This window comes from Desulfosoma sp., assembly GCA_037481875.1.
In the GTDB taxonomy this organism is placed as follows: Bacteria; Desulfobacterota; Syntrophobacteria; order Syntrophobacterales; family DSM-9756; genus Desulfosoma.
Genome location: JBBFKY010000014.1, coordinates 19,278 through 43,470, shown reverse-complemented (window position 1 = coordinate 43,470; position 24,193 = coordinate 19,278). Strand labels below are relative to the sequence as shown.

The 24,193-nt window shown below is 53.8% G+C and carries 16 protein-coding genes; 11 read left to right on the top strand and 5 right to left on the bottom strand.

Annotation, left to right across the window (positions count from 1 at the left end):
- Nucleotides 1–40: 40 nt before the first annotated feature.
- The gene (gene carB, locus WHS46_14235; GenBank protein MEJ5349836.1) at nucleotides 41–3,244 is read right to left on the bottom strand and encodes a carbamoyl-phosphate synthase large subunit; all 3,204 of its coding nucleotides are present in this window, start codon (nucleotides 3,242–3,244) and stop codon (nucleotides 41–43) included.
- 234 nt (nucleotides 3,245–3,478) lie between these two features.
- Entirely contained in the window at nucleotides 3,479–4,378 is a 900-nt protein-coding gene (locus WHS46_14230) for a Tim44-like domain-containing protein (GenBank protein MEJ5349835.1), read from the bottom strand.
- A gap of 140 nt (nucleotides 4,379–4,518) precedes the next feature.
- Between WHS46_14230 and WHS46_14225 the strand changes: the two genes are divergently transcribed.
- Complete coding sequence (locus tag WHS46_14225) at nucleotides 4,519–4,839, top strand: heavy metal-binding domain-containing protein (protein MEJ5349834.1); 321 nt, start codon at nucleotides 4,519–4,521, stop codon at nucleotides 4,837–4,839.
- On the opposite strand, the gene WHS46_14220 is transcribed toward WHS46_14225, so the two are convergent.
- On the bottom strand, nucleotides 4,836–5,615 hold the full coding sequence (locus tag WHS46_14220; GenBank protein MEJ5349833.1) for a hypothetical protein: 780 nt from the start codon (nucleotides 5,613–5,615) through the stop codon (nucleotides 4,836–4,838). The genes WHS46_14225 and WHS46_14220 overlap by 4 nt on opposite strands.
- Before the next feature lie 350 nt (nucleotides 5,616–5,965).
- Nucleotides 5,966–6,691: a superoxide dismutase gene (locus tag WHS46_14215; protein MEJ5349832.1), complete on the bottom strand. Its 726-nt coding sequence runs from the start codon at nucleotides 6,689–6,691 to the stop codon at nucleotides 5,966–5,968.
- 218 nt (nucleotides 6,692–6,909) lie between these two features.
- Here WHS46_14215 and WHS46_14210 point away from each other — a divergent pair, with 218 nt between their 5' ends.
- A complete protein-coding gene (locus WHS46_14210; protein ID MEJ5349831.1) occupies nucleotides 6,910–7,050 on the top strand; it encodes a hypothetical protein in 141 nt (46 codons plus the stop codon).
- 26 nt (nucleotides 7,051–7,076) lie between these two features.
- On the opposite strand, the gene rmuC is transcribed toward WHS46_14210, so the two are convergent.
- Entirely contained in the window at nucleotides 7,077–8,492 is a 1,416-nt protein-coding gene (gene rmuC, locus WHS46_14205; protein MEJ5349830.1) for a DNA recombination protein RmuC, read from the bottom strand.
- A gap of 847 nt (nucleotides 8,493–9,339) precedes the next feature.
- On the opposite strand from rmuC, the gene WHS46_14200 reads away from it, so the two are divergent.
- From WHS46_14200 to fdhF, 9 genes are all read left to right on the top strand, one after another.
- Nucleotides 9,340–11,016: a 2-oxoacid:acceptor oxidoreductase subunit alpha gene (locus WHS46_14200; protein ID MEJ5349829.1), complete on the top strand. Its 1,677-nt coding sequence runs from the start codon at nucleotides 9,340–9,342 to the stop codon at nucleotides 11,014–11,016.
- Complete coding sequence (locus WHS46_14195) at nucleotides 11,003–11,872, top strand: thiamine pyrophosphate-dependent enzyme (GenBank protein MEJ5349828.1); 870 nt, start codon at nucleotides 11,003–11,005, stop codon at nucleotides 11,870–11,872. The genes WHS46_14200 and WHS46_14195 overlap by 14 nt, the downstream gene beginning before the upstream one ends.
- Before the next feature lie 674 nt (nucleotides 11,873–12,546).
- Nucleotides 12,547–13,770, top strand: coding sequence for an ATP-binding protein (locus WHS46_14190; GenBank protein MEJ5349827.1), 1,224 nt, complete (start codon nucleotides 12,547–12,549; stop codon nucleotides 13,768–13,770).
- A gap of 21 nt (nucleotides 13,771–13,791) precedes the next feature.
- Nucleotides 13,792–15,237 (top strand): sigma-54 dependent transcriptional regulator, encoded by a 1,446-nt coding sequence (locus WHS46_14185; protein MEJ5349826.1) that lies wholly within the window; start codon nucleotides 13,792–13,794, stop codon nucleotides 15,235–15,237.
- 257 nt (nucleotides 15,238–15,494) lie between these two features.
- Nucleotides 15,495–16,184: a response regulator gene (locus WHS46_14180; GenBank protein MEJ5349825.1), complete on the top strand. Its 690-nt coding sequence runs from the start codon at nucleotides 15,495–15,497 to the stop codon at nucleotides 16,182–16,184.
- Nucleotides 16,185–16,213: 29 nt separating this feature from the next.
- Nucleotides 16,214–20,659, top strand: coding sequence for an NAD(P)-binding protein (locus tag WHS46_14175; GenBank protein MEJ5349824.1), 4,446 nt, complete (start codon nucleotides 16,214–16,216; stop codon nucleotides 20,657–20,659).
- Between the two features lie 53 nt (nucleotides 20,660–20,712).
- Nucleotides 20,713–21,219 carry a hydrogenase iron-sulfur subunit gene (locus WHS46_14170; protein MEJ5349823.1) on the top strand — a complete coding sequence of 169 codons (507 nt, stop codon included), beginning with the start codon at nucleotides 20,713–20,715 and terminating at the stop codon, nucleotides 21,217–21,219.
- Nucleotides 21,220–21,235: 16 nt separating this feature from the next.
- Nucleotides 21,236–22,051: a 4Fe-4S binding protein gene (locus WHS46_14165; GenBank protein MEJ5349822.1), complete on the top strand. Its 816-nt coding sequence runs from the start codon at nucleotides 21,236–21,238 to the stop codon at nucleotides 22,049–22,051.
- 59 nt (nucleotides 22,052–22,110) lie between these two features.
- The gene (gene fdhF, locus WHS46_14160) at nucleotides 22,111–24,162 is read left to right on the top strand and encodes a formate dehydrogenase subunit alpha (protein ID MEJ5349821.1); all 2,052 of its coding nucleotides are present in this window, start codon (nucleotides 22,111–22,113) and stop codon (nucleotides 24,160–24,162) included.
- The last annotated feature ends 31 nt before the right edge of the window (nucleotides 24,163–24,193 follow it).

The following is a 24,193-nucleotide window of genomic DNA, read 5'->3' as shown; positions in this document are numbered from 1 at the left end:
CCCGTCTCCGTGCGTGTTCAGCCTAAGACCGGCTCAAGGATCATCGAATGGCCGCATGGTATTCCTGAAGCGATTTCACCTCACCGTGTCCACGGCGCCACGCCTCGATTCCTCGTGCCGCCGCTTCGGCCGCCGCAATGGTCGTGATATACGGCACCTTGAATTTCACGGCGGCCTTGCGAATGTAAGAATCGTCATGTTCACTGCGTCGTCCGCTGGGTGTGTTGACAACCAGCTGAATTTCACCGTTTTTCACGGCATCCACGATGTTAGGACGTCCTTCGTGCATTTTGTCGATTGGTTCGCAGGGGAGCCCGTTTTCCTTAAAGAAGCGATAAGTGCCGCGTGTGGCGCGAATACGGAACCCCATCTGATGAAATCTCTTGGCCACTTCCAAGGCGGCCGGCTTGTCTTTATCGGTGACGGTAAAGAGCACACAGCCGTCTTCAGGCAAGCGTTGCATCGCCGCATCCTCCGCTTTAAAAAAGGCCAGCCCAAAGGATTCCGCCAAACCCAACACTTCGCCCGTCGAGCGCATTTCGGGGCCCAGCACTGGATCCACTTCCGGAAACATGTTGAAAGGAAAGACGGATTCTTTAACCCCGAAATGGGTCAGGATGCGCGTCGAAGAAAGGCCCAATTCCGCCAAGGATTTGCCCAGCATAATCTGTGTCGCCAGGCGGGCCATGGGAACGTTACACACCTTGGACACCAAAGGCACCGTTCGGGAGGCACGAGGGTTGGCTTCCAACACGTAAACCTTGTCTTTGGCGATGGCGTACTGAATGTTCATAAGCCCGACGACATTGAGCTCAATGGCGATGCGTCGGGTGTATTCTCGAATGGTTTCCACATGACGAGTGGGAATGCTGATAGGAGGAATGACGCACGCGGAATCTCCGGAATGAATGCCGGCCCTTTCAATATGTTCCATAACCGCCGGCACAAAGGCGTCTTTTCCATCGGCAAGGGCGTCGGCTTCCGCCTCGATGGCGTCTTCCAAAAAACGATCGATGAGGATGGGGCGATCCGGTGTTACCCCCACGGCCGCCAACACGTATTCGCGAAGCATCTCCTCATCGTAGACCACTTCCATACCTCGCCCTCCCAACACATAGGACGGCCGAACCATCAGAGGGTATCCGATACGTTTGGCGACTTCCAAGGCTTCTTCCAAGGTGGCGGCCATGCCCGACTCCGGCATGGGAATACCTAGGGTTTCCATACGCTTTCGAAAACGGTCTCGATCTTCCGCCAAGTCGATGGCCTCGGGAGACGTCCCCAAAATGTTCACGCCCGCTTCGGCCAGCTCTCGAGCGATATTGAGCGGTGTTTGTCCACCAAACTGAACCACAACCCCGATGGGTTTTTCCTTTTCATAAATGGCCAGCACGTCTTCAACGGTGACAGGTTCAAAGTACAACTTGTCCGAGGTGTCATAATCCGTGGAGACCGTTTCGGGATTGCAGTTGACCATGATGGTTTCATAACCCAAATCCCGCAGAGCAAAGGCCGCATGGACACAACAGTAGTCGAACTCAATACCCTGGCCGATGCGGTTGGGGCCTCCTCCAAGCACCATGACCTTAGGCCGGTCACTGGTTTGGACCTGATCGGGCGCGTTGTACGTGGAATAGTAATATGCGGCGTTTTCCACGCCGCTTACGGGAAGAATCTGCCAACCCTGAACGATCCCCAATTCTTTGCGTCGTGCTCGAATAGTCGTTTCGGGAATGTTCAAGAGCTTTGCCAGGTAACGATCACTGAAGCCGTCCTGTTTGGCGCGGCGTAGCAGCTCTGCCGGAAGGTCCTTTCCTCGATAGGAAAGGATCTCTTCTTCCAAAAGCACCAATTCCCGAATCTGTTCCAGAAAATAGGGTTTGACATGGGTCTTTTCATAAAGGGTTTGAATGTCCGCCCCTCGGCGCAAAGCTTCGTAGATAAGGAAATATCTTTCGCTGCTGGGTTCCCCTAGCATGGCCAGGAGTTCTTCCAGGGTCTTGGTATGAAAGTCTCGAGCAAATCCCAGACCATAACGGCCGATTTCCAGAGATCGCACCGCTTTCTGAAAAGCTTCCTTGAAATTCTTGCCGATACTCATCACTTCGCCCACGGCCCGCATCTGAGTCCCCAGTTTGTCCAAGGATCCAGGGAACTTTTCAAAGGCCCATCGAGCAAACTTGACCACGACGTAATCCCCCCAGGGGGCGTATTTTTCCAGAGTGCCTTCCTTCCAGTAGGGAATTTCGTCCAAAGTGACCCCGGCGGCCAACATGGCCGAAATCAGGGCGATAGGAAATCCGGTGGCTTTGGACGCCAGTGCCGATGATCTGGATGTTCTCGGGTTGATTTCGATGACCACCACGCGGCCCGTCTTAGGGTCGTGCGCAAATTGAATATTGGTGCCACCGATCACTTCGATGGCTTGCACAATGGCATAGCTTGCCTCCTGCAAGCGTCTCTGCAGGGCCGGGTCAATGGTCAGCATGGGGGCCGTGCAAAAGGAATCGCCCGTATGCACGCCCATGGCGTCCACATTTTCAATAAAACACACGGTGATGCACTGACCCTTGCTGTCACGGACCACTTCCAGCTCCAGTTCCTCCCAGCCCAACACCGATTCTTCCACAAGAATCTGCCCGACCATACTGGCGGCGAGTCCACGGCCGGCCACGGTACGCAATTCTTCCACATTGTAGACCAAGCCGCCTCCAGTGCCGCCCAAGGTGTAGGCCGGTCGAATGACCACCGGATAGCCTAATTCAGATGCGATCTCTTCCGCCTCCTGCACACTGAACGCCGGTCGGCTTCGAGGCATTTCAATCCCCAAACGATTCATGGTTTCCTTAAAGGCGATTCGGTCTTCTCCACGTTCAATGGCATCAGCCTGCACACCGATGATGCGCACTCCGTAACGATCCAGAATACCCTGTCGATGAAGCTGAGCCGTGAGGTTCAAACCCGTCTGACCGCCTAGGTTGGGCAGAACCGCATCGGGTCGTTCCTTGGCAATAATCTTTTCCAGATATTCCACCGTAAGCGGTTCCAGGTAGGTCACATCAGCCATACCTGGGTCCGTCATGATGGTGGCGGGATTGGAATTCACTAACACGATCTCGTAACCAAGCTTCCGTAAGGCTTTACAGGCCTGGGTTCCCGAATAGTCAAATTCGCACGCTTGACCGATGACAATGGGTCCCGACCCGATAATCAACACCTTGTGAATGTCCTGTCTTCTGGGCATGGGAAAACCTCCTTTCCGATCCTGGGTTGAAAGATATGTAAGCAATACTGAAGAAACAGGCCGAAGGCCCGAAGTTCGGCGGGAGACTATAGCAGAGAGGGTCATGTCCTGCCTAGTGCGAGGACAACGGGAAGGAAAACAAATTTTTCATCACGCAAAAAGCCCTCGGCACCGAGCCATGCCGAGGGCCTTTTTAGGCTTACTGAGAATCGAAATCGAACGACAAACGGAGAACTACCCGGCCACCTGCTGCAATCCTTCCACAATCCAGGCATCCGGAGTCCCCTGGCGCCGAAAGTGCCACAACTCACGAACCTGTTTGGCCATTTCCTCGTCCGTTTCCCTCATCATCACGTCAAAGAGCACCGAAGCCACCGTATGGCCGTCCATATCCCGAACCTCCAAGAGCTCAGGTTGAATCCACAAAAGGTGTGTGTGGCTCGGCTGAGGGTCCTCCTGGGCTTGACGCTGAATTTCTTCAAAAACTTCGGGCGAAACCAAAGACCGAATGGTCTTGAGGTCCCTCCGATCCCAGGCTTCCTGCAGCTGCACATAAAGGTTTTTGGCTTTTTCTATAAACCCCTGAGTATCAAAATCTTCGGGAAACGCCCGCCCTGCCGGGCTCGGTTCCGTCTTGCGCATAAAGTCTTCGTTTTCCTCGGCTTCTGAAGTCGTTCCGGCGCCGGGCCATGTGGGTGAGCCGGATAGGTTAAAACCTGTAGCCGATGACGTCGCCAGGCGCCTCGCTTTCAAAAACCGAAACAGAAGAAACAGCCCGCCGCCGATCACAAGAAGATCCAAAAGACTAGGCCCACCCCAGGCATGAGCTCCACCGAAGAGAAGGGATCCAATAAGCCCTCCCAAAAGGAGGCCTCCCAGCATCCCTCCCCAGGAACGGCCCGCCGATCCTAGAGGCGATCCAGGCACGGTTTCACGGCTGGTTAATCCGCTATCCCTTTTGGGGGTGCCGTAAGGCGTGGAAGGCGCTGGAGCACTCCGCTGATAACTGGGACGGCTTCCGAAAGATTTTCCTCCCCCGAACCGTGCCGCTTCCGCCACATCAGCCCAAAGGTTCCATAGGAAAAAACCCAAGACAAACAAAACGCACAGAATAAGTATGCCCTTCCGATTCATGTTTCTACTTTTTCCCTCTCACCCCAAGAATCTTTGTTCAGAAATCGAAAACCTCTTGTCTTCCTCAACTCGATTTTCTACGAAGCAAAATAACCAAGAAAGACAGGCAGAGCAACCCCAATCGAACGGAGGTTTTTCCCATGATTCTCACCACGACTCCCAATGTGGAAGGGCGCAAGATCACGGCCTATCTAGGCATCGTTACGGGCGAAGCCATCATGGGGGCCAACGTTTTTCGGGATTTTTTCGCCGGTATTCGCGACATCGTAGGTGGACGGTCGGCGGCTTACGAAAAAGAATTGCGCAAGGCGCGTGAGACGGCCTTTGAAGAGTTGAAGGCATCCGCTCTGAGTTTAGGGGCGGACGCGGTTGTCGGGGTCGACATCGATTATGAGGTGCTTGGCGAAAAAAACGGCATGCTCATGGTGAGTGTCAGCGGCACGGCGGTGCGGCTGGGTTAAGACGTTTCTCGAGGCGTGTTGAGGTAAAGGCGCAGCCGCGCCAGGTCAAAGTAGGCTTCCGCCAGGCCCAGTTTCAGGCACGTGACGAACATCTCACCGTCTTCGACGCCGATTTGCTGGGCCATGTATTCTTTGACCAACTGCAGGCAGGCTAGATTGGCCGGAAGTCCGTTCCACAGGTTCCAGCTGCGAAAATGAAGGCTGAAATGCAGCTTGCCGTATTTTATGGCCGTGTCCACACCTCGTAGGCATTGGGTTGTTCCAGGTTCCTTTCTGTTGAATTCGTTGGAAATTCTACGCGTGCTCAGGACCTTTCCCGTAGCTCGGTCGGCCACGCGTATCACTTCTTCGTAGTCCACGGATTCGTCATAAAAGAACAGGCTTTCGGGACGTCCCACGGTCATGTAACAGTGCTTGGTGCCCGGCCCGTTTTTACGGTAGTAATCGATAACCCATTCGATCTGCCACGCCAAATCCTGCCCGTACGTGTAATGTTCTCCGGGCTGGGCCACATCCGTCATGTAGTAAGGAAGATACTTCTCCGCATAGCCCGGTTCCACAGGGTTGGGAATTCCCAGCCCGGGTGGAATATCGGGTTCCAGAGGGCGTGTCCCCGGGTGCGTGATCTGAGCGGAAACGAAATCCAGTTCCCAACGCTTCGTGGGTGTACTTCCCCTTTCGACCTTGTACTCGCGGCCTTCTTCCACAGCCTTGCGCACAAGCTGATACCACAAATCGGGAATATCCCGTGCCACCACAAAGGCCGCCTTCAGCATGTATCATCCCTCCTCAAAGTCCCCCACGAATTTCTTCGGCTTGATGTGTCCACGTTGGCCTCAAAAAGATCGTCACTTTCCTCAACCAAGGCCTCGAGGCCCTTTCGTGCTCGATGGCAACCACTATGAAGTCCCGATCGATTGATGTCAAGCCGACGCATGGAGTCTGGCGGTCAGGCATAGCCGTTAAACCATGAACCTCAACCTATCCCTACTCAAGGCTTGGGTGTTCCAATACCCAAGCCTTGTCCACGTAGGCTTCTTCGTTTCGAGTTCTCTTTGTGTTGGCGGAATCGACCGTGCCGCAGCGGCTCTTTTTTGGGATCCCAAAGGTTCGGGTCTAAAGTCCATCAAGCGGAAGTGAGGTTTTTTTCCACAAAGGACCAGTCCACCAAGTGTTCCAGAAAGGCCTGAACATAGTCCGTTCGACGGTTTTGGTAATCCAGGTAATAGGCATGTTCCCAAACATCGATGGTGAGCAAGGGCTTTTGCCCGTGAGCGATGGGGGTGTCCGCGTTGGAAGTTTGGACAATCTTCAGAACGCCGCCATCCTCCACAAGCCATGCCCAGCCGCTGCCGAACACCCCCAAAGCGGCGGTGCGAAGCTGTTCTTTAAATGCCTGAAAACTTCCGAAATCCTTAATAAACCTTTGCATCAAAGCCACTTCGGGTTCTCCCCCACCCTTAGGCTTCATGCTTCGCCAGTAAAAGGTATGGTTCCAGACTTGGGCCGCATTGTTAAAGATGGCCTGATGATTCGCTTGGCCCGCCGTGGTTTTTATGATGTCTTCCAGGCTCATGGCCGCAAAAGGGGTTCCTTGCACCAATTCCTTGAGCTTCGAGGCATAGCCTTGATGATGTTTCCCGAAATGAAAAGACAGGGTTTTGGCGGAAAGATAGGGTTCCAGGGCGCATTCCTCATACGGCAAAGGAGGCACGTCCCAAGCCGAACCCTTACCGCCCGCCTGGGCCATAACGGGCCTGATCGCACCCGGCATAGCCAGCAGGGCGGCTCCCAGCGTGACACCCTGAACAAACGTGCGGCGACTCATTCCCTCTCGGATCTGAATCATCATGGTTCACCTCCATCGGCGTCTCTTTCGTGGTGCTGACCAAGGCTGTCCTTTCACCGTTTCAAGCCGAAATTTACCATGGATCATAACGCACGCTTTTCTGGAAGACGACCCCCTCTGGCGTTGCAAATTGTGGTTTTACCCTTGTGAGACCCCGTGAGCCCTATCGAAACCGGGCATTGAAAGTCACTTCGAAACCAAGGTCCTCTTATGGAGCATGCGTGCACCCCTCCACCATCCGGCTTGGGTTGCCGGTCATTCCCGCTGTGATCGGGCACCTTCTTCGGCTTTCCTTCGCACTCATAGAAATCTCCTTGGGTATCGCGGCAGCTTTTGCCGCCGGATACGTCCAAAAAAGTTAGGCATGGTGGCGCACCCGTCTACTGCCTTATGTTTCGTCGATTTCCCAGGAAGCTATGAGGGATCGAGGAACCTCTTGAACATGACGAAGGTCGGGCAGCGGCGCTTCTGCCGCTGCGCCCAATTCCTGTAACCTTCGCGCTGTAGGCAGGACACGGCTTTCATAGGATCCGACGGCGGCGTTGTAGGCTTTGTTTGCTCTTTCTAGGTTACGGCCCACATCGTCCAGACGGTCCGCGAAAGTCTTGATGCGTTCGTAGAGCTGCTTGCCAAGTTCACAGATTGCTTGAGCGTTTCTAGCCATTTTTTCCTGGCGCCATCCATAAGCGACGGATCTCAGTAAAGCGATGAGTGTGGTCGGTGTGGCTGGAATCACCTTTTTGGTCAAAGCTTCCTCCATAAGGTTTCCATCAACACTTACCGCAGCACTGAAAAACGCCTCTCCCGAAATGAACATGACGACAAATTCCGGAGCTTGATCAAACTGTTTCCAATAGCGCTTGTCGGCTAAAGTGTTTATGTGACTCCGTATCTGAGCGGCGTGCCTCTTGAGGGCCTCCTGCTGTTTGTCAGGATTGTCGGCAGCTACGGCATCCAGGTAAGCTTCCAGAGAGACTTTGGCATCCACGATGATGTCTCGACCTGAGGGCAAATGGACTATGAGATCCGGCCTCAGGCGCCCCTCTTCACCGCCGGCACTCACTTGCTCTGAAAAATCGCACTCTTTGGTAAGACCGGCCAATTCCACCGCACGACGTAGAGTCACTTCCCCCCATCGACCCACCACATGAGGCTTACGTAAGGCGTTGACAAGGTTGGCAGTCTCCTTTTGCAAGCTCTGATGCCCTTCGGACAGGAGCTTGAGATGTTTTAAAAGACCCGAATATGCCTCCAGGCGATCTTTTTCAATGGATCGAAGCTGTTCTTCAAATTTCACCAGCACATCTCCAAGCGGCTTTACCAAACCCTGAATGGCCTCTTGACGTTGCCCGAAATCTCCCCGTGCCTCAGCCAAAACCTTTTCCAAAGTCTCTTTAGCCAGCTGCAGAAAAGCTCGAGAACTGTGCTGCAGCGTATCCCCTGCCAGGGATTTGAAGGTGTCTGTAAGCTGCATTTTGGCTTCGGCAAGAAGAGCTTTTTCTTCCTCCAGACGTCGCTGGGTTTCGGCCAGCTGGGTTTCTGCTTGAACCCGTGCCGTACGTTCAGCCGTTAGTTCCTTTTGAAGCACCGTTGCCTCCTCTTGAAGCTTTTGGCCCTGAGCGCGAAGTTCCACTGCGGAGCCTTCCAGCAAGGCAACTCGATTTTCCGCTTGCTGGGCCCTTTGTTCCAGCGCTTCCAAGGACACCTTGAAAGACTTTCGTGTCTGAGCCGTCCCTACAAACCAGAAGATCAATCCACCCAGCAGAAATCCGACCCCGAAAAAGGCACCGTGATAAACATCCATGCCGCGCCTCCCATGAACCCTCAAATGTTCAGTTCGCTTAGATTGAAGTAAGAAAGCCCTTACAATCACGTGCCGGTTTTACATGCCGACTCGCCCCCTCAACCTCCAGGGAAACCTTTAGCATCTTTTGACGATTCCTCAAAAGAGTCGGCTAAGAGCTCATCGAAAAACGCGGAAATGTGATGCATCGGATGCCACACGGTAAAAGTGAGCCATTGCCTCGCCCTTACATGTGTGAAACTGGGTCTGTTTCTGGAAGCCTTCTCGAGAGTTTGAGATACCTACGTCTCTTGATGGCTTTTGAAGGCAGGGGCAGGCGCCGCCTCGCCCTTACGCCGCAAGACGTTTGTTTTCCTGGAAGCTCGAGCCTCTGACCGGGCGTTTATGTACGCGGAACTTCCCCGTTTCCAAAGATAAATTGTCGGTCACTCTCGTAGAAGCGGCCCCATGTGTCCGCCCCCAGGCCGTTTAGACACGCCGAACCCTTTGGGGCGGACACACAGGTCCGCCCAAACAGATGGGGTGTCAAAAGAAACCTTCAGGCTTGGCCGGTAGAGAAAAAAGACCATGGCTTCCTCGAACGATCGATTCCCACCAGGCTCCTCATGCATGCGGGACGCCCACGCTCCCGGAAAACAGCGACTTTTGGACACTCTCTGCGGCGGCAACCCTATAGACCGGATTTGTCTTGCCTTCCCGTCCGTGTACCAAAGTGGATTTCAAAGAGTGGTTGAGACCAAAGCTTTTCCGGCACATCCTGGTACGATGAGCCTTGACGTGAAGAGTGAAAAAAAAGAAAGTCTGGTCAAGCCGAAAATCGACCTTTTCGATACCTCAGGAGTGAATCATGAACGATTGCACCATTGTGGTGGCTGGTAGCGCCGGGGAAGGGGTTCAAACCATCGGGGACGTGCTGGCCCAGGCGGTCTCCGCTCATGGTTATGCCGTCTTTGCCTGGCAGGAGTATGAATCCCGGATTCGAGGCGGACAAAACACGTATTCCTTACGGGTTCGAGAAACCCCGTGCAACGCCCCGACGATGGAAGCGGACATTCTCCTGTGCCTTAACAAAGGGGCCTATGAAAAAAACGCGGGACGACTGAAAAAAGGCGGTATTTTACTGGCGGAAGAAGCTTACGAAGACAATGCCATGGTCATGCCTTGGAAAACCATGGCCAAGGAACAACTGGGGCGGACCATCTATGCCAACACCATCGCTGTGGGAGCCTTGGCGGGAGTCTTGGGCATGGAAGAGGAGGCGCTGGAAGGGGTTCTGTCTCGGGAGTTCGGCGCCAAGGGTTCGGAAGTGGTGGAAGCCAACCAAAAGGCGGCCCGGTTGGGTTATGCTACGGCTCAGAGCGCCTGCCTAAATGTCTGCCCCTGGTCCTTTCCCAAAAGAGATGCCTCTTTTTATCTGGTGACGGGCAATGAAGCTCTTCCCATGGGAGCGGTGAGGGCGGGATGTCGTTTCATCGCCGGATATCCCATGACGCCGGCTACCGGTGTGATCACCTTTCTGGCCAAACGATCTCTAGAGCTGGGCATTTTTTGCGAACAGGCCGAAGATGAAATCGCGGCCATCAACATGGCGCTTGGAGCCAGTTTTGCCGGCGTGCGGGCCATGACAGCCACATCCGGGGGAGGATTCGCTCTAATGGTGGAAGGCATCAGTCTTTCCGGCATGGTGGAAGTGCCGGTGGTGATTGTTTTGGCGCAAAGACCGGGGCCAGCCACGGGACTTCCCACTCGAACCGCTCAAGGGGATCTGTTATTTGCCGTTCATGCCGGTCATGGAGAATTTGCCAAGGCGGTGTTGGCCCCGGCGGATCCTAAGGACGCCTTTCATAAAATGGTAAGAGCTTTTAACCTGGCCGATAGGTTTCAGATTCCGGTGATCGTCATGAGCGATCAATTTCTGGCCGATTCGCGCTTTTCCATAACGGACTTTGAAATTGATCGAAGTAAGCCGGAATCTTTTCTTGCCAACCCGAAAACCCTAACAAGCTATCAACGCTACGCCGTCACAGAGGACGGTATTTCCCCTCGACTCGTTCCAGGGTTCGGCCCCCATTTGGTCTCGGCGGACAGCGACGAACATGACGAATGGGGGCATATTACCGAAGATCTCGCCCAAACAGTTCCCATGATGGTCGGGAAAAGACTCCGAAAAATGGAGCACTTGCGTCGAGTCATGGAACCTTCTGAAGCCTATCGCGTGGAAGACGCTCAAGAAATTTTCTGTTCCTGGGGATCCGCGCGAGGCGCGGTTGTGGAAGCCGTAGACACGCTTCGAAAGGAAGGTATTTCGGTGGGGATGCTTCACTGGACCGAACTATGGCCCTTGGCGCCCGTGTCTTTCCCCCAAGGAGTCCGGCTTTGGACGGTGGAAAACAACGCCACGGCTCAACTGGCTTCCCTGTTAAGACAGGGTTTCGGTATCAGCTTTTCCGGTCACATTCTTCGAAGCGACGGATTGCCTCTCACCGCGCAATATATTGAAAGGGCCTACCATGAACAGGTTTGATCCCTTTAAGGACGACGTGGAAATTCAATGGTGTCCAGGATGCCCCAATTTCGGTATTCTGACCGCCGTCAAAAAGGCTTTCTTGGACTTGCAGCTGGAACCTCACCAGGTATGCCTCGTTTCAGGCATCGGGCAGGCGGCCAAGCTTCCCCATTATGTCCAATGCCATTTCTTTAACGGGCTTCATGGTCGAGCCATCCCGGTGGCTTTGGGAATCCATGCCGCAAACCCGGAACTGATCACGGTAGTGACCACCGGTGAAGGAGACTGCTACGGGGAGGGTGGCAATCATTTCCTTCATGCCTTGCGACGCAATCCCAATATCACGGTCGTGGTGCATAACAACGAGATCTATGCGCTGACCAAGGGGCAAGCTTCACCCACCACACCTCCGGGCGAGGTGCGAAGCCTTCAGGTGCACGGCGTGGAAGCTTGGCCGCTGAACATGCCGGCAGTGGCCGTGTTGCACGACGCCGCTTTTGTGGCCAGAGGGTTTGCGGCGGATCCGGATCAACTCAAGGACTTGCTGGTGAAAGCCATTCGGTGTCCGGGTCTTTCCGTGGTGGAAGTGATTCAGCCATGCATCACATGGGGACGTTATCCGGTCAGTTGGTACAGGGAGAGGCTACGCCCTGTGGCTCCAGACCATGACCCGACAGATAAGGCAGCGGCCCTTAGACTGCTTTGCGAAGCGGACGGTCGCTTTGTTACCGGGGTGATCTTTCGCGGCCCAAGACGCCAGCTTTTCGGCGAACGGTTTCGTGCCGCCCTGGAAGGAAAGGCTCTCGTTCACATGGAATTTCCCTCAAAGGAAGAGGTCGCCCGTTTTCTAAAGGGCTTTCTTCAGACACCTTAAAAGCCCCTTGAAAACGGGATCAACCGACGTTTCCATGCCCATTCGAAAAGTGAAAATTCGCTGATTTAGCGGATTTCGATGTGACGCCCACGGTGAGATCAACCCCCGTGGGAACACACGCATGTGTCCGCGCGAGGGTAGTATCTCACCCAAAGGACCAAGAAAAGTCGCCTCACCCGCCAGGGCCGGACCCATGGGCCTGCCCCTTAATTCATCCCCCATAGGAAAAACTCCCCTAAAGGGCGGATTCACGTCTCTGCTCCAGGAAAGTCTTTCATCCGAAAGACCAAGAAAAATTGCCGTAACCCGTAGGGGCGGACTCCTCTGTCCGCCCCAGGGAACTCTAAACCAGAAAAATGGACGCCCGCTTAGCAAAACCCATAACACTTCGAGTGATCGCACACATGCCACTTCAAATGTTGGATCAACTTAAAGCCTGCATGTTGACCTTAGGTTTTTCTGATGTTTAAAATCCTTTAACACAAAAGCGTGTTGAACAGTTGAATGTTTGGGCGCCGGAGTCTCATAACACCGACCATTCCACGTGCGCTTCGACCGGTGTTCTCCTGCTCTATCAGCTCTGTTTTTGCGGGCACAACAATCCACGAGATCTGTGAACTTGAACGGGTCGAAAAGCTGAAGCCTTTTATGGCCCATAAAATGGAGCCTCGAACATGGGAGTAACGCTTACGTCGGAAACATTTTTCGAATCCTTTCGTGATCTCGCGGCGGTGGTCCACGCCGCGACAAATGTCAATGATGTCATGGCCTTTGCAGTAGAACGGATTGCAGACATCTTTAAAGCCAAAGGGGCCATTCTTCGAATCGTGAACCTTCAAACCGAACAAATGGACCTCTATGCGGCGTACGGCCTGAGTGAAAAATACCTGACTAAAGGGCATGTTTCCAGCCGAAAAATGATTACTGAACTATGTAGAAAAAAGAAGGTCATTATTATTGATGATATTCTCAACGATCCTCGGGTTCAGTATCCTCAAGAAGCTATCGATGAAGGCATCGTTATGATGCTGGATGCACCATTGATCCTTCGGGAAGATGTGGTGGGAGTGCTTCGAGTTCTTTTTTCAGAAAAGCGAACATTTTCGGAAAAGGAGTTGGATTTTCTCGTCTCCGTGGCGCAGCTTTGCGCCTGTGCCATCGATAAAGCACGACTTTTTGAAGAGCAAGAAAGCCGATATGAACGTCTGGCTCTCCAGACGGAAAAACTCTCTGCGTTAGGACGCATGGCCGCCGGCATTGCCCATGAGATTAACAATCCGTTGTCCAGTATACTGCTCTACAGCAGCAACGCCATGAAAAGGGTCGGTGACCTTAAGCCTGTCAAGGAGGCTTTGGAAATCATTATCAGTGAGACCATTCGGTGTCGAAGCATCATTCAGGATCTTCTCGAGTTTGCCAGGGACAGAGCGCCTAGCAAGGTTAGAGCAAAGCTCAACGTCTTGGTGGAAAGAGCTTTGTCTCTTTTGGAAAATGAATGCCGATTGCATCAAATCCATGTGGAAAAAAAATTGAATACCAACCTTCCGGAACTGATGCTTGATGTGAATCAAATACAGCAGGTGGTCGTCAACCTTTTGCTGAATGCCGTCGAAGCCATCGGAAGCGGGGGAAAAATTTCGGTCACCACGGGATGGTGTGAAGACGGGCAAGCTCAGTTTCTTGCGGTGGAGGATACCGGGTGTGGAATGGCACCGGAGCTTCGAGAGAAAATCTTTGAACCTTTCTTTTCCACGAAACCGAAGGGCACGGGCTTGGGATTGGCCGTCTCTTATGGAATTGTCTCCAACCATGGAGGAATCATAAAGGTGGAAAGCCAGCCCGGCCAAGGCAGCCGCTTCATCGTCGAACTTCCGTTCCACAGAAGCGATGGCTCGTAGAAGGCGCGCACGGAGCCGTTTATGGAAAAGGGCCGTATTCTGATTATCGAAGATGAGATGCGACTTGGCGAAGGGTGTCGCATGGTTCTGAGCGAACGAGGCTATGAGGTGCGTGTGTGCTCCACGGCAAGGTGCGGCCAGGAAACCCTTGCGGCGGAAAGCTTTGATGTGGTGCTCCTCGATCTTCGTTTGCCCGATGGGGAAGGAATGGAGATTCTCCAACAAGCGAAGAAGCACAATCGAAGAGAATGTTTCATCGTCATGACCGGCTATGCCACGGTGGAAAATGCCGTCAAAGCCATGAAACTTGGAGCTTTTGATTACCTATGCAAACCTTTTCTTGAAGATCAATTGGTGCTGAGCGTGGAAAGGGCCATCGAGAAAAGAAAACTCGTGGAAGAGAATGCAAGGCTGCGCAAAGAAATAGCGGATCGCTTCAGTTTTGCCAATATTATCGGTGAAGATCCTGCCATGCTTAAAGTTTTCGATCAGGTTGCGCGGGTGGCTCCCACGGACACCACCGTGCTCATTTGCGGGGAACACGGCACGGGCAAAGAACTCTTCGCCCGTGCCATCCATGCCCACAGCCCTAGAGCGACCCGCCCGTTTATTGCCGTCGATTGTAGCACCTTGTCTTCCACGCTCCTGGAAAGTGAACTTTTTGGGCACGTGAAAGGGGCGTTTACAGGGGCTATTCAGGACAAAAAGGGTATTTTTGAAGCCGCTCATGGAGGCACCCTGTTTCTGGACGATATCGCCAACTTGAGCTTGGAAACGCAGGGGAAGCTTTTAAGGGTTCTGGAGGTTCGGGAGTACAAGCCGGTTGGGGCGACCGTCTTCAAGACAACGGACACCAGGGTGATTTGTGCCACCAACCGGGACCTCAAAGCCATGACCCAAGAAGGAACCTTCCGCGAAGACCTTTTCTACAGGCTTAACGTTTTTCCCATTGTGCTACCGCCCCTGCGGGAACGAAAAGACGATATTCCTCGATTGGCTTATCACTTCTTGCGTCTCTTTTGCCGAAAAACAGGAAAAAAAATCGACGGATTTACCGAAGATGCTCTGGAAGCTTTGAAGGAACATCCTTGGCCGGGAAATGTGCGGCAATTGAAAAACGTGGTTGAACGTCTGGTCATCATGGCGGATCAACCGATTGTTCATGTGTGGGACCTGATGGATCACATTCATGGGGCGGGACGTTGGGGTGTTGAAAGTTTGCCTCAAACCATGGATGATCTGAAAAAAATGAAAAAGCGGCTTCTGGAAGAAACCTATGCACGCATCGAAAAAGCCTTTTTGAAAAAAGTTCTGGAGGAATCCGGAGGAAACATCAGTAAAGCGGCTCAAAAGATCGGCATGAAACGATCCAATCTTTCGGTGCTTCTGAAGAAACACAAGATTCGACTTCAAGCGCACACGAATCGATCCTCGGAACTATCCACTGTATCTTTCGATATACGCTGATTTCAGCAGCAGAGATCAAGCACTTTCCCGCGCGGACCCCCTCTTCGCGTATCACGGCTCATACACCGAAGCGCCCTTCAAAGGACAACGGGGATGCAACAAAAAGCGCAGCGGCACGCATTTTCTCGTTTTAAGAAGGATTTGAGGGGACCTTTCTTCTTTCTTCCCTCGGGCATGAATCTTGCCCCCATGTCGGTCGGATAAGGACACGGGGAATGAAGTCAAAGAAAGGATTCAAGGGGAAAGGAGGAAGGATCATGATCGCCGTTGAAGAATTGGTCCGGGAAGACACGAGGGTTTCGCCGCATATCCTTCTGATGGAGGATGAGGTTTATGTGGCGAAGGGATTGCGCATGGTTTTGGAGGAGGAAGGCTACGACGTGGATTGGGCCATGACGGGTCAGACTGCCTTGGAGAAATGCTACGATAAAGCCTTTGACCTTTTGGTGGCCGACCTGAAACTCCCTGACATGAACGGCATGGATGTAATCCGCCATGTCAAGTCGATCAAACCTCAAACGGAGGTGATCGTCATCACAGGTTATGCTTCCGTAGAATCTGCGGTCGAGGCCATGAAAATCGGGGTTCGGGAGTATTTACCGAAGCCTTTCACGGAGGATGAATTCAAACAAGCTGTTTATGAAGCTTTAAAGGAAAAGCTGGATGCACTGCTGCGTGCTCCCGTTGAAAAGGTCACCGAGCATGTGGACAGACTTATCGAGCGACGCGAGGTCATGCGGGTTCTGAACAGAGCGGCCGATGATGATGCGTTCTGGAAAGCCCTTGTGGAACATGGATCTCAGGCTCTGCAGGATTACACACTTTCGGCGGAGGCTAAAGCCGCCATTTTGTCGGGCGACATTCGGTGGATTCACGAGCATATCGGTGAACTGACCCAGAAAGAACTGCTCTTCCTCCTCAAGCGACTGGAAATGGAGATCTGGTAGCTTCTCCCCCAGATATGGGAGGAATGAAGATGAGGCACGAGGGTGAAGACGGAAAAGTTCGAGGTGCCGTGTTGGTGATCGGCGGCGGCGTTGCAGGCATGCAAGCCGCCCTCGACATCGCTGACACGGGTTTTTACGTCTACCTGCTGGAAAAAGCGTCGTCCATCGGGGGTGCGATGGCCCAGTTGGACAAGACGTTTCCTACCAATGACTGTGCCATGTGAATTATCTCTCCCAAACTGGTCGAGGTCGGCCGGCATTTAAACATTGAGGTTTTGACCCTGAGTGAAGTGGAAGAACTGAGCGGGGAGCCTGGAAATTTTCGGGTCAAGGTTCGCCGAAAACCTCGTTTCATCGACCTGGAAAAATGCACGGGCTGTGGAGAATGTGCCCGTGTGTGTCCCGTGACCCTGAAAAACGAATTCGACATGGGTTTAAGCGAGCGGCGGGCGGCCTATCGCCTTTACCCTCAAGCGGTTCCGGGAGCCTTTGCCATTGAAAAGCGTGGGACTTCTCCGTGCAAGGCCACCTGTCCCGCCCATATTTCGGTTCAAGGTTATGTGGCCTTGGCGGCCCAGGGGCGGTACCGGGAAGCCTTGGAGCTGATCAAGAAGGATAATCCTTTGCCGGCTATCTGCGGGCGTGTGTGCCATCATCCCTGTGAGACCGCCTGTATGCGGGGCAAAGTGGATGAGCCGGTGGCTATTGACTTTATCAAGCGCTACATCGCCGATTTGGATCTCAAGGCGGAAACTCGGTTTGTTCCTGAAATCAAGCAAAAGCGGGAAGAAAAGGTGGCCATTATCGGGTCCGGCCCCGCGGGTTTAACCTGCGCCTATTACTTGGCGCAGGAAGGTTACCGGGTCACGGTCTTTGAGAAGCTTCCGGTTCTGGGAGGGATGCTCACGGTAGGTATTCCCGCCTATAGGCTGCCTCGGGATATCATCGAGGCGGAGATTCAGGTGATTCGTGACATGGGGGTGGAGTTCAAAACCGGAGTGGAAATCGGGAAGGACTTCACCATCGGGCAGTTGCGCGAGCAGGGTTACAAGGCGTTTTTCATCGGCATCGGAGCCCATGAGTGCAAGAAGCTGGGCATTGAAGGCGAAGATCTGGAAGGGGTGTATTCCGGGGTTCAGTTCTTGCGGGAAGTGAACCTGGGGAATCGAATCTTTCTTGGGGATCGCGTGGCGGTGGTGGGCGGCGGCAATGTGGCCATGGACTGTGTCCGCACGGCGCTGCGCACGGGATCCAAGAAACCTTTTATCGTGTATCGGCGCAGTTTGGCGGAAATGCCTGCCAATGAGGAAGAGATTGAAGAATGCCATGAGGAAGGCATCGAGATTCTCACCCTGACCAATCCCGTTCGTATCATTGGGGAAAACGGGAAGGTCAAGGCCATCGAATGCGTGAAGATGGCTCTTGGGGAACCGGATGCGAGCGGTCGTCGTCGGCCTGTAGAAGTGAAGGGGTCCAATTTTATTCTGGAAGTGGACGCGGTCATCGCCGCCATCGGGCAGGAGACGGATTGGTCGTGTCTCACGCCGGAATGTGCCTGCTCTTTGAGTGATTGGCGAACCATCAAGGTGGATCCCCTGACCTTGCAGTCGGACGATCCGGATATTTTTGCCGGAGGTGATGCGGTTACGGGACCACGGACGGTCATTGAAGCCATTGCGGCCGGCAAGGAAGCCGCCGTGTCCATGGATCGGTTTTTGCGCGGCGAAGATTTACGTCAAGGGCGAGAAAAGCGCTGGGAAGCGGTCCAGAATGTGCCGACGGAAGGCTATGATCGGATACCTCGAGAGCGCATGCCTCGCTTGAGCCCCAAGGAGCGCCTTGGAAACTTTAACGAAGTGCAGTTGGGATTCACGGAAGAGCAGGTACGCCGGGAAGCTCAAAGATGCTTGGACTGCGGCGTATGTTCGGAATGTTACCGCTGTGTGGATGCCTGTTTGGCCGACGCTGTGGTCCATGAGGATCAAGAACATGTTCAGGAACTTCAGGTTGGGGCCGTGATTGTGGCTCCCGGTTTTGAACCTTTTGATCCCAGCATTTACGACACGTACGGTTACAAACGATTGCCCAACGTCATGACGGCCATGGAATTCGAGCGGCTGCTTTCGGCGTCGGGGCCGACCATGGGCCATGTGGTGCGGCCTTCGGACCACAAGGAACCCAAAAAGATCGCGTGGCTTCAGTGTGTGGGTTCTCGAGACATTCATCACTGCGACCATGCTTACTGTTCGGCCGTCTGTTGCATGTATGCCGTCAAGGAAGCGGTCATCGCCAAGGAACACATCGGAAAAGACCTGGATACGGCCATTTTCTTCATGGATATGCGCACCCCAGGAAAGGACTTTGATCGGTATGCCCAGAGAGCCCAAGAACAATATGGTGTGCGTTTGATTCGCAGCCGTGTGCATAGTGTGGAACAAGTCCCCGGCAGCGGAGGAGATCTCGAGATTTACTACGTTACAGAACAGGGAGAAGTGATTCGGGAAACGTTCGATCTGATCGTTCTTTCTGTAGGGCTGAAAATAGGCGAAGAGGCCGTCAAAACGGCTCAGCGCCTGGGAATCGACCTGGACCGGAACGGCTTTGCAAGAACAAGTCTGGGAATGCCGGTGGCGTCATCACGTCCGGGAATCTATGTCTGCGGAGCGTTTAACGGACCAAAGGATATTCCCCTTTCCGTGATGGAAGCCAGTGCCGCCGCGGCCGCAGCAACGATTCCTTTGGCATCCGTGCGCCATACCATGACCCGTGTCGTAGAACCACCGAAGGAACGGGACGTAAGGCTTGAGCGGCCTCGTATCGGTGTCTTTGTGTGTCGTTGCGGCATCAACATCGGAGGAGTGGTGGACGTTCCGGAAGTCGTCCGTTACGCAGCTGGGCTCGAGGGCGTGGTGTATGCTGAAGAAAACTTGTTCACATGTTCCCAAGACAGCCAACAACGCATGGCCGAAGTGATTCGAGAACGCAATCTCAATCGCGTGGTGGTGGCGGCGTGTTCCCCACGCACTCATGAATGTCTATTCCAAGAAACCTTGATCCAAGCAGGGCTGAATAAGTTTTTACTGGAGATGGCCAATATTCGAAATCTGGATTCCTGGGTCCACAGCGACGATCCGGTCACGGCTACGCTCAAAGCCAAGGATATGGTGCGCATGGCCGTGGCCAAGGCTCGACTGCTTTCGCCGCTTCAAGAAATGCATATTTCGGTGTCGAAATCCTCTCTGGTTGTCGGCGGAGGCATCGCAGGAATGACGGCGGCTCTGACGCTGGCGAACCATGGGTTTCCCGTCCATCTGGTGGAAAAAACCGATCGACTTGGCGGTTGGGCTTTGAAAGTCAATGAAGGCTGGAATGGAGAACCCATGGCGCCTCTAGTGGAATCCCTGATCCGTTCCGTAGAAAACCATCCCAATATCGTCATTCATAAAAAAGCTTCCTTGGTGAACGTGGAAGGATTTGTGGGGCAGTTCAAAAGCCATATTCAAGAAAACGGCCGGGATGTCCATGTGGAGCACGGAGTGGCGGTGATCGCCAGCGGAGCTCGAGAAGCCTCTACTCGGGAGTACCTGTACGGAGAGCATCCGGCAGTGGTCACTTCCTTAGGATTGGACGCTCTGTTGAAAGATTCTTCGACACGCCTCAGGAATGCGCGAGCTGTCGGCTTCATCCAATGTGTCGGTTCGCGCACACCGGACCGCCCTTATTGCTCCAAAGTCTGCTGCACTCACACCGTGCGCAGTGCCTTGTCTTTGAAGCGGCTCAATCCGGATATGGAGATCTACGTCTTTTATCGAGACATGAGGACTTACGGGCGCCGAGAGGAACTCTATCAAAAAGCCCGTCAAGAAGGCGTGCTCTTTATCCGGTACCAATTGACAGGAAAGCCGAAGGTCGCTCCTGTGGGTGACCGTGTCCGCCTTGAGGTCCTGGATACGATTTTAGGCCGACCGATTGAGGTTGAAGTGGATGTGCTGTGCCTTGCCACTGGAATCGAATCGTATAGGGACACGGAACTGGCCAAGCTTTTCAAGGTTCCTATGGACGGGGATGGATGGTTTCTGGAAGCGCATCAAAAACTTCGCCCCATAGATTTCGCCGTGGACGGAGTCTTTCTGTGCGGCATGGCTCATTATCCAAAACCCGTGGAAGAATCCGTTGCGCAGGCACAGGCGGCAGCGGCACGGGCGTTAAGGGTTTTGAGCCGAGACAGCATCGTTCTTTCTGGTGTTGTCAGCTGGATTGATCCTGACAAATGCATAGGGTGCGGTATTTGTCCCAGGGTCTGCCCCTTTGGGGCTATTGAGGTGCACCCGGAGAAAAGGGTTGCTGAAGTGGTTCCGGCCCTGTGCAAGGGGTGCGGTGCCTGTGCCGCGGCATGCCCGGCGGAGGCGGCGACGCTTCAAGGTTTTACGCACGCTCAGATTTACGCCCAGATTCGTCAGGCTTTGGCGGCGTGAAGAAATGATGTGCGCCAAGGAAGGCCACGTGTTGGCAGGGGAGGGGAAAATCCATGAAAGAGTCTCGTTTTGAGCCGAAGATAGTCGCCTTTTTGTGCACATGGTGTGCGTATGGCGCCGCAGACCTGGCGGGAGTCAGTCGATTTCGCTACCCGGCGACCCTCAGACCCGTTCGGGTGATGTGTTCGGCCGGAGTGTCCCCTCACTATATTCTTCGAGCGTTTCAAAGCGGTGCCGACGGCGTTTTGGTAGGGGGCTGTCACTTGGGAGACTGCCACTACCTTTACGGAAATCATGCCACGCTCAAACGTTTCCTGTTTCTGAATGCCTTGCTCGGCTTCATTGGGCTGGAGGAACGCCTTCGTTTGGAGTGGATTTCTTCGGCTGAGGGGCAAAAGTTTGCTCGGGTCATCACAGAGTTTACGGAGCACATTCGGGCTCTTGGCCCCAGTCCGATCCGTCAAAGGATGGAATCAGAAGAACCGAGCTGGAGAAGGGATGGGCCGATGGAAACCCAAGAGCCTGCAAGATGGATTGAAACGTTGGCCCAGGCCGTCTGAGCCGAAGGAGCAAGCCATGAAGGAGACCGTTCGATCATGGTTGGAAAGTGGAGAAATTGAGGTCTTCCTTGGATATCGCCTGGTGGAGGGACATCCTGTTCCGTACGCATTTCATCGGGAGCGGTTAGAGGAGCTGGAGGAACTTGTGGAGGGCTCCGCCCGATATCCTCTGGAAAAGATGGCGATGGAGATCCAAGCGCAGAACCCGGAAGTCCGGATCGGGCTTTTGGCGCGTGGGTGCACACAAAGAGCCGTGAACGTGCTGGGCGTGCTTCGGCAGTTGGAACCGGAACGGCTGCGAATGATTACGGTGGAGTGTTGCCCTTCACCTTTGCATCAAAGCCCGCAATGCTCTTCGCTTCAGGCACCGCCGCAACTGCCGGGAAAAAGTCGGTGGGGAATATATCAAGGAACGTCTTTAGAAGCTGTAGAAGAAATGGAGCCCGAGGAACGCTTCGCACGTTGGGCGTACGAATTTGACAAATGCATCAAATGCTATGGCTGTCGGGATATTTGCCCTGTGTGCGTCTGCAAGGATTGTAGCCTGGCCGATGAAAATCTGGTGGAAAAAGGGTGGCTTCCCGTGGAAGTCCCTCTGTTCCATATGGTGCGGGCCGTACACATGGCGGGACGGTGTGTCGATTGTGGTTTGTGCGAAGAAGCCTGCCCTGTGGATATCCCGCTTCGCCTCCTGTACCGGAAAGTGGCCGCTGTCGTGAAAGACCTTTTTGACTATGTCCCGGGACTTGCCACAGAACCCTTGTCCCTTGGGCCGATGGATGAGGAAGAAAAAAGGCGGTTTGCAGCCGGCGGAATTGGCTTGGCGGAATAACCTTTGAGGCGTAAAGGGCAAAGATCTCACCTAAGAAAGTCTCGTAGGGGAGAAAAGCCATGGACTACAAGCTCGTACCTTCCGTGTGCTGGTATTGCGGAACGGGATGCGGTGTGCTGTTGAAGGTGCTCAACGGCCGGTTCATCGGCACAATGCCTTTGAAAACGCACCCGGTAAATCAAGGAAAGCTTTGTATCAAGGGCTGGAACCTCCATGAAGCCGTCACGCATCCTTTGCGCCTCAAGGCGCCTCTTGTGAAAATCAGCGGACGGTTCCGCAAAGTGAGCTGGGACCAAGCTTTGGCGATCACCGCTGAAAAGCTCGAAAAGATTCGGGACACCTACGGCCCTGAGAGTATAGGGGTTTTGGTTTCGGCCAAGATAACCAATGAGGAAAATTATCTGGCGCAAAAATTCGCTCGCGCGGTTTTAGGAACCAACAATATCGATCACTGTGCTCGTTTGTGACACTCCTCAACGGTGGTAGGTCTTACCGCCGCGTTCGGGAGTGGGGCCATGACCAATTCCATCGAGGAAATCGAGGAGTCAGCCTGTGTTTTCGTGATCGGATCGAACACCACGGAATGCCATCCCCTTGTGGCGCGTCGCATGCTGCGGGCCCGGGAGAAAGGGGCCAAACTTTTGGTGGCGGACCCACGAAAGATTCAGCTGGCTCGCTTTGCGGATCTCGCCGTGCACCACAAGCCCGGAACGGATGTGGCACTCCTCAACGGAGTGATGCATGTGATCCTGCAAAACGGCTGGGAGGACAAATCATACATTGAGGAACGTACGGAAAACTTTGACAAGATGAAAGAGGTTGTTGTCGCCTACAATCCGAAGCGTGCGGAAACCATAACAGGAGTGCCCGCCAAGGACCTGGAGAAACTGGCGGAGATTTACGCCACTCATAAGCCCGCATCCATTTTCTACACCATGGGCATCACGCAACATGTCACCGGTGTGGATAACGTCAAGGCAATCTGTAACCTGGCCATGCTCTGTGGAAACGTCGGCGTACGCGGAGGTGGCGTGAATCCCTTGCGGGGACAAAACAATGTTCAGGGGGCCTGCGACATGGGAGGACTGCCCACACTGCTTCCGGGTTATCAGGCGGTAACGAATCCTGAGGTAAGAGAACGCTTTGCCAAAGCGTGGGGACGGCCCATACCGGAGAAGCCGGGTCTTACCATCACGGAGATGGCCTTTGCAATGATGGCGGGAAAGCTGAAAGCCCTTTATGTTATTGGGGAAAACCCGAAACTCAGCGACCCCGACTGGCATCACTTGAGTCAAGCGCTGCGGCGGCTGGATTTTCTTGTCGTCCAAGATATCTTCCTGTCGGAAACGGCGCAAGTGGCGGATGTGGTCCTTCCCGCGACTTCGGCGGCGGAAAAGGATGGAACGTTTACAAATACCGAAAGGCGTTGCCAAAGGATTCGAAAAGCGGTGGATCCCGTAGGGCAGTCACTTCCAGATTGGGAAATCTTATGTCGTTTATCCACCATCATGGGATATCCGATGTCTTATCGAACTCCCGAAGAGATATTTCAAGAAATCACTCGAATGAGCCCTGCTCATTACGGAGGGATGAGCTACAGCCGTCTCGGCATCGATGGGCTGTTCTGGCCGTGCCCGACGGCCGAACATCCCGGAACCCGGTATCTGCATCGGGATCGCTTCACCAAAGGACGCGGAACATTCCACGCGGTGGAACACCAGGATCCTGCGGAGAAACCTTCGGAGGAATACCCTTTTGTGCTTTCTACGGGACGTATGTTCGCTCATTATCATACGGGAACAATGACACGCATTTCACCGCAGCTGGATCGAGAACAACGGGAAGGGTATGTGGAAATGCATCCAAAGGATGCCTCTAGGATCGGGGTATCTTCTGGAGAGTTGGTAGTGGTGAAGTCGCGTCGAGGAGAAATGCTGGCCCCTGTGAGGATCACAGACCGTGTCGCACCTGGAACACTTTTTACCACCATCCATTTTGGGGAAAGCCCCGCCAACATCCTCACAAGCGCTAAGGACTACGACCCATTAGCCAAAATCCCGGAGTTCAAGGTTGGAGCGGTGTCGATCCGTAAAGCCAAAGCAGCATCCTAAACCCCCTCAGGACAATTTTCAGGATCATCAA

Excerpts from the sequence above, each read along its gene's own strand:
- carB (MEJ5349836.1), bottom strand. The coding sequence starts at position 3,244 with ATGCCCAGAAGACAGGACATTCACAAGGTGTTGATTATCGGGTCGGGA.
- WHS46_14230 (MEJ5349835.1), bottom strand. The coding sequence starts at position 4,378 with ATGAATCGGAAGGGCATACTTATTCTGTGCGTTTTGTTTGTCTTGGGT.
- WHS46_14225 (MEJ5349834.1), top strand. The coding sequence starts at position 4,519 with ATGATTCTCACCACGACTCCCAATGTGGAAGGGCGCAAGATCACGGCC.
- WHS46_14220 (MEJ5349833.1), bottom strand. The coding sequence starts at position 5,615 with ATGCTGAAGGCGGCCTTTGTGGTGGCACGGGATATTCCCGATTTGTGG.
- WHS46_14215 (MEJ5349832.1), bottom strand. The coding sequence starts at position 6,691 with ATGATGATTCAGATCCGAGAGGGAATGAGTCGCCGCACGTTTGTTCAG.
- rmuC (MEJ5349830.1), bottom strand. The coding sequence starts at position 8,492 with ATGGATGTTTATCACGGTGCCTTTTTCGGGGTCGGATTTCTGCTGGGT.
- WHS46_14200 (MEJ5349829.1), top strand. The coding sequence starts at position 9,340 with ATGAACGATTGCACCATTGTGGTGGCTGGTAGCGCCGGGGAAGGGGTT.
- WHS46_14195 (MEJ5349828.1), top strand. The coding sequence starts at position 11,003 with ATGAACAGGTTTGATCCCTTTAAGGACGACGTGGAAATTCAATGGTGT.
- WHS46_14190 (MEJ5349827.1), top strand. The coding sequence starts at position 12,547 with ATGGGAGTAACGCTTACGTCGGAAACATTTTTCGAATCCTTTCGTGAT.
- WHS46_14185 (MEJ5349826.1), top strand. The coding sequence starts at position 13,792 with ATGGAAAAGGGCCGTATTCTGATTATCGAAGATGAGATGCGACTTGGC.
- WHS46_14180 (MEJ5349825.1), top strand. The coding sequence starts at position 15,495 with ATGATCGCCGTTGAAGAATTGGTCCGGGAAGACACGAGGGTTTCGCCG.
- WHS46_14170 (MEJ5349823.1), top strand. The coding sequence starts at position 20,713 with ATGAAAGAGTCTCGTTTTGAGCCGAAGATAGTCGCCTTTTTGTGCACA.
- WHS46_14165 (MEJ5349822.1), top strand. The coding sequence starts at position 21,236 with ATGAAGGAGACCGTTCGATCATGGTTGGAAAGTGGAGAAATTGAGGTC.